Origin of the sequence: Stenotrophomonas sp. NPDC077420 (assembly GCF_044543385.1) — a bacterium.
Lineage (GTDB): Bacteria > Pseudomonadota > Gammaproteobacteria > Xanthomonadales > Xanthomonadaceae > Stenotrophomonas.
Genome location: NZ_JBITVZ010000022.1, coordinates 1 through 16,189, shown reverse-complemented (window position 1 = coordinate 16,189; position 16,189 = coordinate 1). Strand labels below are relative to the sequence as shown.

The window sequence follows — 16,189 nt, the reverse complement described above, 5'->3', positions numbered from 1 at the left end:
ACGCCGATGACCTTCCTTTCCCCTTCAGGATCCGACATGCAATTCGTTTCGACCCGACACGCGGCACCGCCCGCCACGCTCAGCGCTGCGATTGCCGCGGGGCTCGCGCCCGACGGCGGGCTGTACGTTCCCGAGCATCGTCCGCAGGCACGGCAGTGGCAGGGGCAGGGCAGCCTCGTCGGCGATGCCGCGGCGGTGCTGGCACCGTTCTTTGCCGGGGATGCGCCCGCGCCGCACCTGCCGGCGCTGTGCGAACAGGCGTTCAATTTCCCGGCGCCGCTGCGGGCGTTGTCCACCCCGGGCGACCATGTGCTGGAGCTGTTCCATGGACCCACCGCGGCGTTCAAGGACTTCGGTGCACGCTTCCTGGCAGCAAGCCTGGCCCGGTTGCAGGGCCAGCGCGATCGTCCGTTGACCATCGTGGTGGCCACCTCGGGCGATACCGGCGCGGCGGTGGCGGCGGCGTTCCATCGCCAGCCTGGCATCCGGGTGGTGGTGCTGTACCCGGACGGCCGGGTGTCGCCGCGGCAGGCGCACCAGCTGGGCTGCTTCGGCGACAACATCCACGCGCTGCGGGTGGCCGGATCGTTCGACGACTGCCAGGCGATGGTCAAGCAGGCGCTGGGCGACCGTGAGCTGCAGGACCGGGTGCCGCTGAGTTCGGCCAACAGCATCAGCCTGGGGCGGTGGCTGCCGCAGATGAGTTATTACGCACACGCGGCGCTGACCCACCACGGCGACCATGGGCGGCCGCTGAACCTGGTGATCCCCACCGGCAACCTGGGCAATGCGATGGCAGCCGTGCTGGCGCGCGCGATGGGCCTGCCGATCGGTCAGATCGCCCTGGCGACCAATGCCAATGACGTGCTGCCGCGCTTTTTCCAGGGCGAGGCCTACCGTCCGCGGCATAGCGTGGCGACGCTGGCCAACGCCATGGACGTGGGCGCGCCCAGCAACTTCGAGCGCCTGCGCTGGCTGTATGCGGAGGACGACGAGGCCTTGCGCGCGGCGTTCCGCACGGCGGCGGTGGATGATGCGGCGATCGGCGAGGTGATCGCGCGGCGCCATGCGGCCGCTGGGGACGTGTTCTGCCCGCACACGGCAACGGCGGTGGCGCTGCTTGAACAGCTGCGCAGCGAGGGCGTGCAGGGCGACTGGGCGGTGGCGGCCACGGCGCACCCGGCGAAGTTCGACGCGGTGGTGGAGCCGCTGATCGGCCGCGCCATCGAGGTACCCCCGGCACTGGCTGCGTTGCTGCAAAGGCCCGCGCATGCCGAATCCTGCCCACCCCATTACGCCGCGCTCCGCGACTTCCTGCTGGCATAGCACCGTAGTGCCGGGCTCTGCCCGGCAACCACGCCACCCCTCACACCCCGCAAAGCTCCCGCAATGCGGCTTCGTCAAGAATCTCGACGGTATTCAGGTGGGGCAGGGCGATCAGGCCCTGCTGGCGCAGCTTGGTGAAGGTGCGGCTGACCGTTTCCATGGTCAGGCCGAGGTGGTCGGCGATGTCGCTGCGGCCCATCGGCAGGGTCACGCGCAGGCCGGGGTCGCCCAGCCGCGCTTCGCGTGCGGCCAGGCGCAGCAGGAAGTCGGCGAGCTTCTCGGCCGGTTGCAGCCGGCCCAGCGCCAGCGCAGCGTCGGCGGCATCGTCCAACGCCTGGCAGGCACGCTGCAGCAGCTTGCGCTCCAGGTGCGGATAGCGCGCGCGCAGGTCTTTCATCTGCGGCAGAGCGACGCGGCAGACCCGGCTGTCGGCAATGGCCTCGATGTCATGGCGGTGGTGGTCGCTGCCGGTCAGCCCCAGGTAGTCGCCCGGCAGCACGAAACCGCTGATCTGGCGCCGGCCGTCGGCGAGGGTGCGGACCAGGCGCAAGGCGCCGGCGGTCAAGGTATAGACATGTTGGCGGGGTTCGCCGGCCCGGGCCAGGGTCGCGCCCAGCGGCAGTGGCTGGGAGACGGTGACCTGTTCCAGCGCCTGCACTTCGTCGGGCGACAGGGCCGAGCAGACGGCCAGATGGCGCACCGAGCAATGCAGGCAGTCGCGCAGGGTCGAACAGCCCGGGGCGGGTTCGTCTGCGGCGGCAATGGCGGTTCCGGAGTGGGGCCGGGTCATGTCGAACCAGGAAGCGGGGCCTGTCCATGATACGTCATGCGGCGGTTGGCCCGGCTGCGGCTAGAATAAGCAGCTCGCACATCCCCACGTTCCGCAGGAGTCCCGCAAGTGATCAAGCCCCGTACGCCGCCCGGCATCATGGAATTGCTGCCGCGCGAGCAGATCGCGTTCCAGCGCATGCTGGACGTCATCCGCCGCAATTACGAGCGGTTCGGGTTCCTGCCGGTGGAAACACCGGTGTTCGAGCTGTCCGACGTGCTGCTGACCAAGTCCGGGGGCGAGACCGAACGCCAGGTGTATTTCGTGCAGTCGACGGGCGCGTTGGCCAATGCGGCCGAGGCGGGCGACAGGAGCCTGCCGGAGCTGGCGCTGCGTTTCGACCTGACGGTGCCGCTGGCACGTTACGTGGCCGAGCACGAGCATGACCTCACCTTCCCGTTCCGTCGTTACCAGATGCAGCGGGTGTACCGGGGCGAGCGCGCGCAGCGCGGTCGTTTCCGCGAGTTCTACCAGTGCGACATCGATGTGATCGGCAAGGACAGCCTGAGCACGCGGTATGACGCGGAAGTGCTGGCGGTGATCCACGCGGTGTTCGCGGAGCTGCGCATCGGTGATTTCTCGGTGCAGTTGAACAACCGCAAGCTGATGCGCGGGTTCTTCGAGAGCCTGGGCGTGGCCGACGGCGAGCGCCAGATGGCGGTTCTGCGCGAGGTCGACAAGCTGGACAAGCGCGGCCCGGACTACGTGCGCGAGACGCTGACCGGGGAGGGCTTTGCGATTCCGGCAGAGCAGGTGGACCGGATCCTGGCGTTCGTGGCGGTGCGCTCGAGCAGCCATGCCGATGCGCTGGCGCAGCTGGACGCGCTGGTGGCTGACGGCGCTGCCAGCGACACGCTGAAGGTGGGTGTGTCGGAGCTGCGCGAGGTGCTGCAGCTGGTCAAGGCACTTGGGGTGCCGGAGACGGCGTACTGCCTGAATTTCTCCATCGCGCGTGGCCTGGATTACTACACGGGCACGGTGTACGAAACCACGTTGACCGACCATCCGCAGATCGGGTCGATCTGTTCGGGCGGCCGTTACGAGGACCTGGCCAGCCATTACAGCAAGTCGAAGCTGCCGGGGGTGGGCATTTCGATCGGGCTGACCCGTCTGTTCTGGCAGCTGCGCGAGGCGGGGCTGATCGCGGGCATCGAGGACAGCAGCGTGCATGCGCTGGTGGCATTGATGGACGACGCCGGTCTGGCCGATTCGCTGGATATCGCGCGTCGCCTGCGCGTAGGAGGCATCAACGCCGAGGTGCAGATGGAGCCGAAGAAGGTCGGCAAGCAGTTCCAGTACGCGGCCAAGGCCGGCATCCGTTTCGTGGTGCTGGCGGGCGAGGACGAACTGGCACGCGGGGTGGTGGCGGTGAAGGACCTGCTGCGCGAGCAGCAGTTCGAGGTCGCCCGCGACGAGCTGGCCAGCGCGCTGCAGGTGGAACTGGAGCAGACCCGCGCCATGGCGTAACGGGCTGCTGCGTTTGTGTATCCCACAATGGCACCTACGGGTGCCATTGTTGTTTCTACGGTCCGGCTGACCGCGGGCCGGCCTTGGGGACCGTGATCGCCCGTCGTCGCCGGACCTTGGAACCCCGGACATTCGGTTCATTTCCCGGTAGCGCCGACCGTTGGTCGGCCTTGGGAACCCCTGTGCGTTCGTGGACGTTCCGCGCCATCGGCAACCGCAACCGCAACGGCGCACGTCCAGCGTCTCTTTGCCGCCCTCACACCGTGTCGTGCGCGGAGGGGGAGGGCATCCGGGCAGAGCCCTGCTTTACGTGGCCAGCCTCTGGCAGATGAATGGACAGCGCTCCGGATTTGGCATTTCGACCTGGTTGCGCTAATGTAATAGCACGCTATTACGTTGATACGATGAAAATCCGTCCTGTCCCCGTTGAGAAAGACCCCCAGGCCGACCTGGCCTGCCTGGCGCGAGCTTTTGCCGGCCTGGCCAGTGCCGAGCAGGTGACCGCATTCCTGCGCGACCTGTGCACGCCGGCCGAGCTGGAAGCGTTGTCGGACCGGTGGAAGGTGGTGCCGCTGCTCAAGCAGGGCGTGCCGTATCGCGAAATCCATGAATTGACCGGCGTCAGCGTGACCACCACCGGGCGCGTGGCGCGCTCGCTGGACCATGGCCACGGCGGCTATGCCGCCGCCATTGCCGCGACCGCCACGCCCGCGTCCCCCGAATCCGAGTAGAGATCTCCCCCATGAGTGCAACCCAGACCGCCCCGGCCCGCGACCGGCTGCGTATCGCCATCCAGAAAAGCGGGCGGCTGGCCGAACCCGCACGCAGCCTGCTTACCGCCTGCGGGCTGAGCTGGCGGCAGAGCCGCGACAAACTGTTCTGCTATGGCGAGTCGCTGCCGGTCGACCTGCTGCTGGTCCGCGATGACGACATTCCCGGTCTGATCGCCGACGGCGTCTGCGACTTCGGCATCGTCGGTCGCAACGAACTGGACGAGCAGGGCGCCGCGCGCCGCCGCATCGGACTTCCGGATGCGTATCAGGCGCTGCGCGGGCTGAACTTCGGGCAGTGCCGGCTGATGCTTGCCGTGCCGGAGGAATGGGACTGGCAGGGTGTGGAGCAACTGGCCGGCAAGCGCATCGCCACCAGCTATCCCGCGATCCTGGCCGACTGGCTGGCCGAGCGCGGGGTGGATGCCCAGGTGGTGGAACTGTCCGGTTCGGTGGAGATCGCGCCGCGGCTGGGCACCGCCGACCTGATCTGCGACCTGGTCTCGAGTGGCGCCACGCTCGCCGCCAACCAGCTCAAGCCGGTGGAAACCCTGCTTGAAAGCGAAGCCGTACTGGCTGGACCGGTGAAAACCCCCGACGACGCCCGCGCCGGCCTGATGGCCATGCTGCTGCGCCGCCTCGACGGCGTGGTGAAGGTGAAAGACAGCAAACTGCTGATGTTCCGGGCCGAACTGGACCGCGTGTCCGACCTGGCCCGCCTGTTGCCGGACGCCGACCCGCTGGTGCAGCTGCCCGACGACGGCGGCCAGCTCCGCCTGCAGACCATGTGCCATGGCGCACTGACCTGGCAGCGGCTGGAGGAACTGGAGCGCGCCGGCGCGCAGGGGCTGATGGTCCTGAGCGTGGAGCGGTCGCTGGCATGAACCGTCTGCAATGGTCCCAACTCGACGCCGCCGCCCAGGCCCAGGCCCTTCAGCGCCCGGTGCAGGCAGTCGCCGCGCGCACCCGCGAATCGGTCGCGGCATTGATCGCCGCGGTCCGCGAAGACGGCGACGCCGCGCTGCGTGAAATCAGCCTGCGCTTCGATGGCGTCGCGCCGGCGTCGTTCGAGGTGGACGACGGTGAATTCGCCGCTGCCGAGCGCGCCGTCCCCGCCGAACTGCGCCAGGCCATGATCGACGCCGCCGCGCGCATCCGCCAGTTCCACAAGGCCGGCATGAGCCAGGGCTACGCGGTGGAAACCGCACCGGGCGTACGCTGCGAACGGATGGTGCGGCCGATCAGCCGGGTCGGGCTGTATGTGCCCGCCGGCAGCGCGCCGCTGCCATCCACCGCGCTCATGCTTGGCGTTCCGGCGCAGCTGGCCGGGTGCCGCGAAATCGTGCTGTGCACCCCGCCGCGCCGCGACGGTAGTGCCGATCCGGCCGTGCTGGTAGCTGCGCGGCTCACCGGCGTGCACCGCGTGTTCAAGCTCGGCGGCGCCCAGGCCATCGCCGCGATGGCCTATGGCACCGGCAGCGTGCCGGCGTGCGACAAACTGTTCGGGCCGGGGAACAGCTATGTGACCGAAGCCAAGCAACAGGTTGCCCAGGACGGCGCCGCCGCGATCGACATGCCGGCCGGTCCCTCCGAAGTGCTGGTGATTGCCGACGCCGGCGCCAATCCCGCCTTCGTTGCCGCCGACCTGCTGTCGCAGGCCGAGCATGGTCCGGACTCGCAGGTGCTGCTGCTCACCGACGATGCCGGTCTGCTGGAACGGGTCGAGGCGCAGGTGCAGGCGCAGCTGAAGCAGCTGTCGCGTGCCGATATCGCCGCGCAGGCGCTGCAGTCCTCGCGGCTGGTGCTGGTGGACTCGCTGGTGCAGGCGTTCCAGATCAGCAACCGTTACGCGCCGGAGCACCTCATCCTGGCCCTGCGCGAGCCGCGCGACTGGCTGGCCCAGGTCGAGGCCGCCGGCTCGGTGTTCCTTGGCGACTACACCCCCGAAGCACTGGGCGACTACTGCAGCGGCACCAACCACGTGCTGCCCACCGCCGGTGCGGCGCGCGCGTACAGCGGCGTGAGCGTGGCCAGCTTCCAGAACATGATCAGCGTGCAGGCCGCCACCGCACAGGGCATCGCCGGTATCGGCAACTGTGCGCGCGTGCTGGCGCGGGCCGAAGGCCTGGACGCGCACGAAAACGCGGTCGCGCTGCGCATGGAGACCGCCGCATGAGCGCCGCCGTGCTTGACCTGGTGCGCAGCGACCTGCGCGCGTTCAGTGGCTATTCCTCGGCGCGCAGCAGCGCGCTGGTCGGCGATGTGTGGCTCAACGCGAACGAATCGGCCTGGGCCAATCCCGGCGACCCGCACGGCGTGGCGCGCCGCTATCCCGAACCGCAGCCGGAAGCGCTGCGCGACCGGCTGGCCGCGCTGTACGGCTGCGAGCCCGCACAGCTGCTGATCGGCCGTGGTAGCGACGAGGCGATCGACCTGCTGGTGCGTGCGCTGTGCGAACCGGGCCGCGATGCGGTGCTGGTCACCCCGCCGGTGTTCGGCATGTATGCGGTGTGCGCGCGCCTGCAGAACGCGCCGCTGCTGGAAGTGCCGCTGCGCGATTCGGGCCAGGCGCTGGATGCCGACATCGACGCGATCATCGCCGCTGCACTGGCGGGCAACGCCAAGCTGGTGTTCCTGTGCAGCCCGTCCAATCCTGCCGGCAGCAGCATTGCCCTGGGCGCGATCGAACGTGTCGCCCAGGCGCTGCATGGCAGGGCGCTGGTGGTGGTCGACGAAGCCTACGGCGAGTATGCCGAACAGGCATCGGCGGCGATCCTGCTGCCGCGCTACGAGAACGTGGCGGTGCTGCGCACCTTGTCCAAGGCGCATGCGCTGGCGGCCGCGCGGATCGGCAGCCTGATCGCCACGCCGGCGCTGATCCAGGTGCTGCGCCGCTGCCAGGCCCCGTACCCGGTGCCGGCGCCCTGCACGGCGCTGGCGCTGGCCGCATTGGAGGTCGATGCGCTGGCGGTGACCGAGGCGCGCGTGGCCCAGGTCAAAGCCGAGCGGGAGCGCCTGTACCAGGCCCTGCAGCAGGCGCCCGGCGTGCTGCGCGTATACCCGTCGCAGGGCAATTACCTGCTGGCGCGTTTCAACGACGCCCAGGCCGCGTTCGACGCGCTGCTGGCCGCCGGCATCGTGGTGCGCGACCAGCGCGCCGCACCGCAACTCCACGATGCACTGCGCATCACCGTCGGCAGCCCGGAAGAGAACGACCGCGTGCTCCAGGTACTCACTGCCCGGAGGGCCGCCGCATGACCCCCATCCTGTTCGTCGACCGCGACGGCACCCTGATCGAAGAGCCCGCCGATTTCCAGATCGACGCCTACGAGAAGATCCGCTTCGTCCGCGACGTGATTCCGGCGATGCTCAAGCTGCGCGACGCGGGCTACCAGTTCGTGATCGTCAGCAACCAGGACGGGCTGGGCAGCGAAGGCTACCCGCAGGCCGCCTTCGACGGTCCCAACGACCTGATGCTGCAGATCTTCGCCAGCCAGGGGATCGTGTTCCGTGACGTGCTCATCGATGGCACCTGGCCGCACGACAATGCGCCGACCCGCAAGCCGGGTATCGGTATGATGCTGCCCTACCTGCAGGACCGCAGCATCGACTGGGCACGGTCGGCGATGGTCGGCGACCGCCCGACCGACATCCAGTTCGCGCAGAACCTGAAGATCCGCGGGTTCCAGTTGCGTACCGAACCGTTCGGCGGCGAGTGGGACTGGACCGGCATCGCCCACGAGCTGGCCGATGCGCCGCGCCGGGCCAGCGTGCAGCGCAATACCAAGGAAACCCGCATCCGCGTCGAGGTCGACCTGGACCGCACCGCCGAGCCGCAGACCCACACCGGCCTGCCGTTCTTCGACCACATGCTGGAGCAGATCGGCAAGCACGGCGGCTTCGCCCTGAGCGTGCAGGCCGAGGGCGACCTGCACATCGACGAACACCACACCATCGAAGACACCGGCCTGGCCCTGGGCCAGGCCCTGCGCGAGGCGCTCGGCGACAAGCGGGGAATCGGCCGCTACGGCTTCACCCTGCCGATGGACGAAACCCTGGCCAGTGCCGCACTGGATTTCAGTGGCCGTCCGTACTTCGTGTTCGAAGGTGACTTCAAGCGCGAACGCGTGGGCGACATGCCCACCGAACTGGTGCCGCACTTCTTCCGTTCACTGTGCGATGCCGCCGGCCTGAACCTGCACCTGAGCGTGCGCGGCGACAACGACCACCACAAGGTCGAAGCCTGCTTCAAGGCGCTGGCCCGCGCGCTGCGCCAGGCCTTGCCCCGCCAGGGCACCGCGCTGCCCAGCACCAAGGGGGCGCTGTGACCGACATTGCGCTGATCGATGCCGGCGGAGCCAACCTGGGCTCGGTGCGCTACGCACTGGAGCGGCTGGGCGCGCGCGTGCAGCTGGTGCGCGACGCGGACGGGCTGCAGGGCGCGCGCCGGGTGATCCTGCCCGGGGTCGGCGCGGCGCGACCGGCCATGCAGCGCCTGCATGCGCAGGGCCTGGTCGAGCCGCTGCGACGCCTGCAGGTGCCGCTGATGGGCATCTGCCTGGGCATGCAGCTGCTGTTCGACCGTTCCGAAGAGGCGGATGTGGAAACGCTGGGGCTGATTCCCGGAACGGTACGCAAACTGGTGCCGGCTACCGGGATCCGCGTTCCGCACATGGGCTGGAACCGGCTGTTGCCGCTGAAGCCGTCGGTGCTGCTGCGTGACATTCCCGAGCGCGCCAGCGCCTACTTCGTGCACAGCTACGCCGCGCCCCTCAATGCCTACACCGTGGCGGCCTGTGACCACGGCGGGCTGTTCACCGCCATGGTGGAGCAGGGTCGCTACTTCGGCGCCCAGTTCCACCCGGAGCGTTCCGGCGATACCGGCGCGCTGATGCTGCGCAACTTCCTCGAGGACACCGCTGTATGAGTTTCATCGTCTATCCCGCGCTGGATATCCGGGGTGGCCGCGTGGTGCGGCTGCGCCAGGGCGACTATGCGCAGGAAACCCATTACGGCGACGACCCGCTGCCGCGCGCGCAGGCCTTCGAAGCGCAGGGCGCGAGCTGGATGCACCTGGTCGACCTGGACGCGGCGCGCGCCGGCGGCTACACGCTGGCACCGCTGCTGTCGGCGATCCGCGCCCACACCGGCCTGCAGGTGCAGACCGGGGGGGGCGTGCGCGGCCGCGACGACGTGTCGCGCATCCTCGACGCCGGCGCCAGCCGCGTGGTGGTTGGCTCGCTGGCGGTGCGTGAACCGGCGCAGGTGATCGGCTGGCTGGAGGAATTCGGCGCCGAACGCATCACCATCGCGCTGGACGCGCGCCAGGATGCCGAGGGGCGGTGGCAGCTGCCGGTGCACGGCTGGACCGAGAACGCCGGGGTTACCCTGGATGCGCTGGCTGATCGCTACGCGCAGGCGGGCCTGCGCCACCTGCTGTGCACCGATATCGCCCGCGACGGCATGCTGGCCGGCCCCAACCTTGCGCTGTACCGGCATCTCGCCGCGCGCCTGCCGGGCGTGGCGGTGCAGGCCTCCGGCGGGGTGCGCGACGTTGCCGACGTGGCCGCGGCGCGCGCCGCGGGCTGCGCCGGCGCGGTGCTGGGCAAGGCGCTGCTGGAGCAGCGCATGGACCTGGCCGAGGCACTGGCATGTTGAGCCGGCGCATCATTCCGTGCCTGGACGTGCGCGATGGCCGCGTGGTCAAGGGCGTGCGCTTCCGCGACCACGTGGACATGGGCGACATCGTCGAACTGTCCCAGCGCTACCGCGACCAGGGGGCGGACGAGCTGGTGTTCTATGACATCGGCGCCAGCCCGGAGGCGCGCTCGGTGGACGTGGCGTGGATCGAGCGCATCGCGCGCCTGATCGACATTCCGTTCTGCGTGGCCGGCGGCATTGACAGCGTGGAGACCGCGCGCCGGGTGCTGTTCGCCGGGGCCGACAAGATCTCGATCAATTCACCCGCGCTGGGCCGCCCGGACCTGATCACCGAGCTGGCCGACGAGTTCGGCGTGCAGTGCGTGGTGGTGGGCATCGATTCGGTGCGCGAGCCGGACGGCCAGTGGCGCGTGCGCCGTTTCAGCGGCGATCCGGACAAAACCCAGGCGGTGGCGGTGCGTACCCTGGACTGGGTGCGCGAGGTACAGCGGCGCGGCGCCGGCGAGATCGTGCTCAACTGCATGGACAGCGACGGCGTGCGCCGCGGCTACGATGTCGAACAGCTGCGCCAGGCACGTGCGGCCTGCCAGGTCCCGCTGATCGCCTCCGGCGGCGCCGGGGAGATGCAGCACTTTGCCGATGTCTTCGACCAGGCCGATGTCGATGGCGCGCTGGCCGCCAGCGTCTTCCACAGTGGCGCCATTGCCATTCCCGCGCTGAAGCAGTTCCTGCGCACGCAGCAGATCGAGGTTCGAGATGTCTATTGAGGTGTTGCCTTCCCGCGAAGCCCTGCAGACATTGGACTGGGGCAAGGGCGACGGGCTGTTGCCGGTGGTGGTGCAGGACGCCGACAGCCTGGCGGTGTTGATGCTGGGCTATGCCAACGCCGAATCGCTGGCATTGACCCTGGAGACGGGGCACATGACCTTCTACAGCCGCAGCAAGAAGCGGCTGTGGACCAAGGGCGAGTCGTCCGGCAACGTGCTGGCGGTGGTCGCGGTGCGCGTGGACTGCGACCGTGACACCCTGCTGGTCAGCGCCCGCCCGGCCGGGCCGACCTGCCACACCGGCAGCGAGAGCTGCTTCGCGCAGGCGCCCGGCAACTTCCTGGGCCGCCTGGACGCACTGGTGCGCGAACGCGAAGCACGGCGTCCGTCCAACAGCTACACCACCTCGCTGTTCGAGCAGGGCCTGCGCCGCATCGCCCAGAAGGTGGGCGAGGAAGGGGTGGAAACCGCGCTGGCCGGCGTGGTGCAGGACGACGACGCGCTGCTGGGGGAATCGGCCGACCTGCTGTTCCACCTGACCGTGCTGCTGCGCGCGCGCGGCCTGTCGCTGCAGGACGCGGTCGAGGTACTGGTCGCGCGCCACGCGAAGTGAGCGCGGCCGCGGCCATTTAACGTTGCTGAAACGGGCCACCCGCGATGATGTGCGGCTTTACACTGCCCACCTTCTACGGAACGCCTCGATGACCCGCACTTCTGCCTGGCTGGCCTGCCTGCTGTTGATGTCCGCACCTGCCTGGGCCAGCGAGGCCAGCGTGACCGGCAAGGTCTACCAGGAACGCGACGGCAAGCCCGGCCGCGGCCCCACCGATCCGGCACTGGCGGGGGTGCAGGTCTCCAACGGCGAGGTCATCGTGCGCACCGCGGCCGATGGCAGCTACAGCCTGCCGGTGCGCGATGGCCAGACCGTGTTCGTGATCAAGCCCGACGAGTTCCGGTTCCCGGTCGCGGCCAACGGCATGCCCGGTTACTGGCGGCACTATGCCCCGCAAGGCTCGCCGCGGCTGAAGTACGACGGCATCGCCGCCACCGGCAGCAACCTGCGCAACTGGGATTTCGCGCTGGAGCCGTCCAAGGACGCCGACGCGGCCCGCGATGGCTTCGAGATGCTGGTGTTCACCGATTCGCAGACCGCCAGCCGCCAGGACGTCGGGTATTACCAGCGCGCCATCGTCGAACCGATCATCGGCAAGCACCCGGCACGGCTGGGCACCACGCTGGGCGACATCGTCAATGACGACCTGTCGCTCTATCCGCAGATCAACAAGGTCACCGCGCAGCTGCAGGTGCCGTGGTTCCATGTGCCCGGCAACCACGACCTGGACATGGATGCCGGCGAGGACCGGCATTCGCTGGACAGCTGGCGCGCGGTCTATGGCCCGGACACCTATGCGGTGGAAGAGGGGGGCGCAAGCTTCGTGTTCCTCGACGATGTGGTCTACGATCCTGCCGCGACGCCGAAATACGTCGGCGGCCTGCGCCCGGACCAGTTCACCTTCCTGGCCAATTACCTGAAGGGCGTGCCGCGCGACCGCCTGCTGGTGCTGGGCATGCATATTCCGCTGTTCGACGCCGCACCCGGTCGCGAAACCTTCCGCCATGCCGATCGTGCGCGCCTGTTCGCGCTGCTGAAGAATTTCCCGAACGTGCTGGTGCTGAGCGGGCACAGCCACACCCAGCAGCACTACTACCACGGCGCAGCCGACGGCTGGCAGGGCAGCAGCCCGCTGCATGAGTACAACGTCGGTGCCGCCTGTGGTGCATTCTGGTCCGGTGTGAAGGACGAAAGCGGCATTCCCGATGCGACGATGAGCGACGGTACCCCGAACGGGTATGCGGTGCTGTCGGTGAAGCCGGGCGGCGAGTACGCGCTGCGCTACTACGTGGCGCGCGCGCCCGATGACTACCAGATTGCCCTGCACGCGCCCAAGGTACTGCGCAAGGATGCCTACCCGGCATGGGGGGTGTATGCCAATGTGTTCATGGGCCAGGCTGATACGCAGGTGGAGTACCGGGTCGACGACGGCGCGTGGCAGCGCATGAAGCGGGTGGAGCAGCCGGACCCGCGCCTGTTGGCCGAAAACGTCGCCGACGACAGCGCCGAGCGCCTGCGCGGTTTCGACCGCTCGCCGGAGGCCACCCCCTCGCCGCACCTCTGGCGCGGCGCGCTGCCCACCGACCTGGCGGTCGGTGCACACAAGGTCGAAGTACGCGCCATGCATGCCGATGGCCCGACCGCAACCGCCAGCACCACCTACCGCCTGCAGACGGCAAAACCGTAGTGCCAGGCCCTGCCTGGCAACCCAGCGGTGCAATACGCCCCGGTACGGCCCGCCACTGCTTTGCAAAGCAGACCCGATCACCGAAAATCCCGGTGATGGATTCCACCCAACCCAAGGCCTGCGAGTGAGCGTTGCAACACCGTTTCCAGACGCCCCTCCGGTCCATCCCGAGGGTTCGACCGCGCCGCTGCCACGCCTTGGTTCGCACGGCGACACGCTGATCGTTGCCGATGTCGGCGGGACCTATGCACGAGTGGCCCTGGCGGAGGGAGTGCCGGGCCAGCCGCCGCGCATCCGCCACCTGCGCCGCTATGCTTGTGCCGAGTTCGCCAGCCTGGCCGCCATCCTTGGCGCCTTCCGCGCGTCGCACGCGCCTGCGCCGGGCACCGCGGTGGTGGCCATTGCGGGGGTGCTGGAAGGCGACCATCTGGTCAATACCAATCTGCCGTGGCCGGTGTCGTTGGCGGCCACCCGGCGTGAGGCGGGACTGGCCACGCTCGATCTGATCAATGATTTCGAGGCGGTTGCGTACGCGATTCCGCATGTCGCCGCGAAAACGCTGGTGTCGTTGAACGGCGACCCGGCCGCCGGTGCTCGATGGCCGGCGCTGGTGCTGGGGCCGGGCACGGGACTGGGCGCTGCGTTGCGCTTCGAGGCAGGCGCCCGTGCGGTGCTGGCCAGCGAAGCCGGCCATGCGGCATTGGGCGCAGGCACTGCACTGGAACTGCAGGTGCTGCAGCAGATGCTGGCGCGCTGGGAGCATGTGGACAACGAGCGCATCCTGTCGGGCAGCGGCCTGATGAATCTGTATCCCGCGCTGTGCGCGATCCGCGGCGTGGCCCCGCAGTGGACCTCCACCGAAGCGCTGATCGCCGCTGCGCACGCGGGCGAGGACGCTCTGGCGGTGGAAACGCTGGAAGTATTCTGCGGATGGCTGGGCAGCCTGGCCGGCGACCTGGCGGTGACCTTCGGGGCGCGCTCGGTCTATCTGGCAGGCGGCATCTCCAGCCACGTCGCCCGATTCCTCGAGGAGGGTCCGTTCGGCAGCCGTTTCCTGGCCAAGGGGGTGATGCGGCGGGTCCTGGAACAGGTACCGGTATGGCGGGTCGAGCATGGCGAGCTGGGCGTGATCGGCGCGGCGGTATGGCACGCCGAGCACCGCTGCGCGGCGGCGTAAGCATTCTTTCCCGGCCTTCCCGGGCCGGTTCATGGCAGTGGGAGAGCAACGAGTGACTGATCGCAGGCAATTCCTTCAGGCCGGTGCGCTGGCGGCGGGTGTGATGGCATTTCCGCGGGTGCAGGCCAGCAGCAGCGGACGCGCGCGGGTGGTATCCACCTGGGATTTCGGCGTGGGCGCCAACCAGGCGGCGTGGAAGGTGCTGTCGTCCGGCGGCAGTGCGCTGGATGCGGTGGAAACCGGCGCACGCTGGGCGGAAAGCGAGCTGTGCAACCCGACGGTGGGGCGCTGCGGCAATCCGGACCGTGACGGGGTGCTGAGCCTGGATGCGAGCATCATGGCCGGCAACGGGCAGTGTGGCTCGGTGGCGGCGTTGACCGACATCCTGCATCCGGTGTCGGTGGCGCGGAAGGTGATGGAACAGACGCCGCACGTGATGCTGGTGGGCGAGGGCGCGCAGCAGTTTGCCGTGCAGCAGGGCTTCACCCGCGAGAAGCTGCTGACCCCGGCGGCGGAAAAAGCGTGGCGGGAGTGGCTGAAGACGGCGCAGTACACCCCTGAGATCAATGCCGAGCGGCGTACCCGTCCCGGCGACAGCAGCAATCACGACACCCTGGGCATCCTGGCCATCGACGCGCAGGGCCAGCTGGCCGGGGCCTGCACCACCAGCGGCATGGCGTGGAAGCTGCACGGCCGCGTGGGTGACAGCCCGATCATCGGTGCCGGTCTGTACGTGGACAACGAGGTGGGCGCGGCGACCGCGTCGGGCGTGGGCGAGGAGATGATCCGCAATGCGGCGTCGTTCCTGGTGGTGGAACTGATGCGGCAGGGGCGCTCGCCGGCAGAGGCGTGTCGTGAAGCGATCGCCCGTGTGGTGCGCAAGCGGCCGGAGGCCAGCAAGACCCTGCAGGTGTGCTTCCTTGCGCTGGGTCGCGACGGCGAGGTCGGCGCCTACGCGCTGCACCGTGGCTTCGTCTATGCGGTGTGCGACAAGGACCGCCAGGACGACCTGCGCGATTCCGCCTCGGTCTACACCAGCGAGCAGACCTGAGCATGGCGAGGCCTACCCTGGAGATTGCGTCGAACTCGGTTGCATCGGCCCTGGCGGCGCAGCGGGGCGGTGCCGACCGCATCGAGCTGTTCGACAACCTCGCGGAGGGCGGCACCACGCCGTCCCATGGCAGCATCGCCGTGGCAAGGGAGCGCCTGCAGATCCCGCTGTTCGTGCTGATCCGGCCCCGCCCTGGCGATTTCCGTTACGACGCGCTGGAGACGGAGATCATGCTGCGCGACATCGCGCAGTGCCGGCAGCTGGGCTGCGACGGCGTGGTGATCGGGGCATTGGATGCCGCGGGCGACATCGACGTGGCACTGTGCCGCGATCTGGTGGCGGCGGCCGGCCCATTGGGCGTGACCTTCCACCGCGCCTTCGACGCCGCGCGCGACCTGCCGGTGGCGCTGGAGCAGGTGATCGCACTGGGCTGCCAGCGGGTGCTGAGTTCCGGCGGCCAGGCCAGCGCGCAGGCGGGCAGCGGCATGCTGGCGCAGCTGGTCGCGCAGGCAGGTGATCGCCTCTCGGTGATGGCCGGCGCGGGCATCGGCCCGGACACCATCACGGACGTCGCGACAACCACCGGCTGCCGCGAATTGCACGCCTCTGCCAAGGCGGTCCGGGTCTCGGGGATGCGTTACCGCAATGCCGACCTGCGAGGCCTGGACAACGACTGGACGCAGACCGACGCCAACACGGTCGCCGCGTTGCGCGCCGCATTGGATGCAGCCGATCGGGACTGAAAAGCGGTTGCCGGTGGGGCGAGTGCGGGGCCGCCGTGCCCTTGTGGGCGAATTTCCCCCGGCGTCGGCCTGCGGCCGCCCCCTTCCTCCTTTTAATT

At 69.2% G+C, this 16,189-nt stretch carries 16 protein-coding genes; 15 read left to right on the top strand and 1 reads right to left on the bottom strand.

Annotated elements, in window-relative coordinates; genetic code table 11:
* Positions 1 to 36: 36 nt before the first annotated feature.
* On the top strand, positions 37 to 1,326 hold the full coding sequence (thrC, locus tag ACIGII_RS17425; protein ID WP_399640585.1) for a threonine synthase: 1,290 nt from the start codon (positions 37 to 39) through the stop codon (positions 1,324 to 1,326).
* Positions 1,327 to 1,366: 40 nt separating this feature from the next.
* Here the strand turns inward: thrC and ACIGII_RS17420 are convergent, their stop codons facing one another.
* Positions 1,367 to 2,116 (bottom strand): Crp/Fnr family transcriptional regulator, encoded by a 750-nt coding sequence (locus tag ACIGII_RS17420; RefSeq protein ID WP_399640588.1) that lies wholly within the window; start codon positions 2,114 to 2,116, stop codon positions 1,367 to 1,369.
* A gap of 108 nt (positions 2,117 to 2,224) precedes the next feature.
* Between ACIGII_RS17420 and hisS the strand changes: the two genes are divergently transcribed.
* The 14 genes from hisS to ACIGII_RS17350 all read left to right on the top strand — a co-directional run bounded on the left by hisS (position 2,225) and on the right by ACIGII_RS17350 (position 16,091).
* Positions 2,225 to 3,622: a histidine--tRNA ligase gene (hisS, locus tag ACIGII_RS17415; protein ID WP_399640590.1), complete on the top strand. Its 1,398-nt coding sequence runs from the start codon at positions 2,225 to 2,227 to the stop codon at positions 3,620 to 3,622.
* Between the two features lie 404 nt (positions 3,623 to 4,026).
* Positions 4,027 to 4,353, top strand: a complete 327-nt coding sequence (locus ACIGII_RS17410) for a YerC/YecD family TrpR-related protein (RefSeq protein ID WP_399640593.1) — start codon at positions 4,027 to 4,029, stop codon at positions 4,351 to 4,353.
* 11 nt (positions 4,354 to 4,364) lie between these two features.
* Complete coding sequence (gene hisG / locus ACIGII_RS17405; RefSeq protein WP_399640596.1) at positions 4,365 to 5,276, top strand: ATP phosphoribosyltransferase; 912 nt, start codon at positions 4,365 to 4,367, stop codon at positions 5,274 to 5,276.
* A complete protein-coding gene (hisD, locus tag ACIGII_RS17400) occupies positions 5,273 to 6,568 on the top strand; it encodes a histidinol dehydrogenase (RefSeq protein ID WP_399640599.1) in 1,296 nt (431 codons plus the stop codon). The genes hisG and hisD overlap by 4 nt, the downstream gene beginning before the upstream one ends.
* On the top strand, positions 6,565 to 7,650 hold the full coding sequence (gene hisC / locus ACIGII_RS17395; protein WP_399640602.1) for a histidinol-phosphate transaminase: 1,086 nt from the start codon (positions 6,565 to 6,567) through the stop codon (positions 7,648 to 7,650). Before hisD ends, hisC begins: the two co-directional genes overlap by 4 nt.
* Positions 7,647 to 8,720, top strand: a complete 1,074-nt coding sequence (gene hisB / locus ACIGII_RS17390) for a bifunctional histidinol-phosphatase/imidazoleglycerol-phosphate dehydratase HisB (protein WP_399640605.1) — start codon at positions 7,647 to 7,649, stop codon at positions 8,718 to 8,720. The genes hisC and hisB overlap by 4 nt, the downstream gene beginning before the upstream one ends.
* On the top strand, positions 8,717 to 9,319 hold the full coding sequence (gene hisH / locus ACIGII_RS17385; RefSeq protein WP_399640608.1) for an imidazole glycerol phosphate synthase subunit HisH: 603 nt from the start codon (positions 8,717 to 8,719) through the stop codon (positions 9,317 to 9,319). Before hisB ends, hisH begins: the two co-directional genes overlap by 4 nt.
* A complete protein-coding gene (gene hisA / locus ACIGII_RS17380; protein ID WP_399640611.1) occupies positions 9,316 to 10,050 on the top strand; it encodes a 1-(5-phosphoribosyl)-5-[(5-phosphoribosylamino)methylideneamino]imidazole-4-carboxamide isomerase in 735 nt (244 codons plus the stop codon). The genes hisH and hisA overlap by 4 nt, the downstream gene beginning before the upstream one ends.
* Positions 10,044 to 10,820: an imidazole glycerol phosphate synthase subunit HisF gene (hisF, locus tag ACIGII_RS17375; protein ID WP_399640614.1), complete on the top strand. Its 777-nt coding sequence runs from the start codon at positions 10,044 to 10,046 to the stop codon at positions 10,818 to 10,820. Before hisA ends, hisF begins: the two co-directional genes overlap by 7 nt.
* Positions 10,810 to 11,433 (top strand): bifunctional phosphoribosyl-AMP cyclohydrolase/phosphoribosyl-ATP diphosphatase HisIE, encoded by a 624-nt coding sequence (gene hisIE / locus ACIGII_RS17370; RefSeq protein ID WP_399640616.1) that lies wholly within the window; start codon positions 10,810 to 10,812, stop codon positions 11,431 to 11,433. The genes hisF and hisIE overlap by 11 nt, the downstream gene beginning before the upstream one ends.
* Positions 11,434 to 11,521: 88 nt before the next feature.
* On the top strand, positions 11,522 to 13,120 hold the full coding sequence (locus tag ACIGII_RS17365) for a calcineurin-like phosphoesterase C-terminal domain-containing protein (protein WP_399640619.1): 1,599 nt from the start codon (positions 11,522 to 11,524) through the stop codon (positions 13,118 to 13,120).
* Positions 13,121 to 13,244: 124 nt separating this feature from the next.
* The gene (locus ACIGII_RS17360) at positions 13,245 to 14,297 is read left to right on the top strand and encodes a glucokinase (protein WP_399640622.1); all 1,053 of its coding nucleotides are present in this window, start codon (positions 13,245 to 13,247) and stop codon (positions 14,295 to 14,297) included.
* Between the two features lie 52 nt (positions 14,298 to 14,349).
* The gene (locus ACIGII_RS17355) at positions 14,350 to 15,348 is read left to right on the top strand and encodes a N(4)-(beta-N-acetylglucosaminyl)-L-asparaginase (protein ID WP_399640624.1); all 999 of its coding nucleotides are present in this window, start codon (positions 14,350 to 14,352) and stop codon (positions 15,346 to 15,348) included.
* Between the two features lie 2 nt (positions 15,349 to 15,350).
* Entirely contained in the window at positions 15,351 to 16,091 is a 741-nt protein-coding gene (locus ACIGII_RS17350) for a copper homeostasis protein CutC (RefSeq protein WP_399640627.1), read from the top strand.
* Positions 16,092 to 16,189 lie beyond the last annotated feature (98 nt).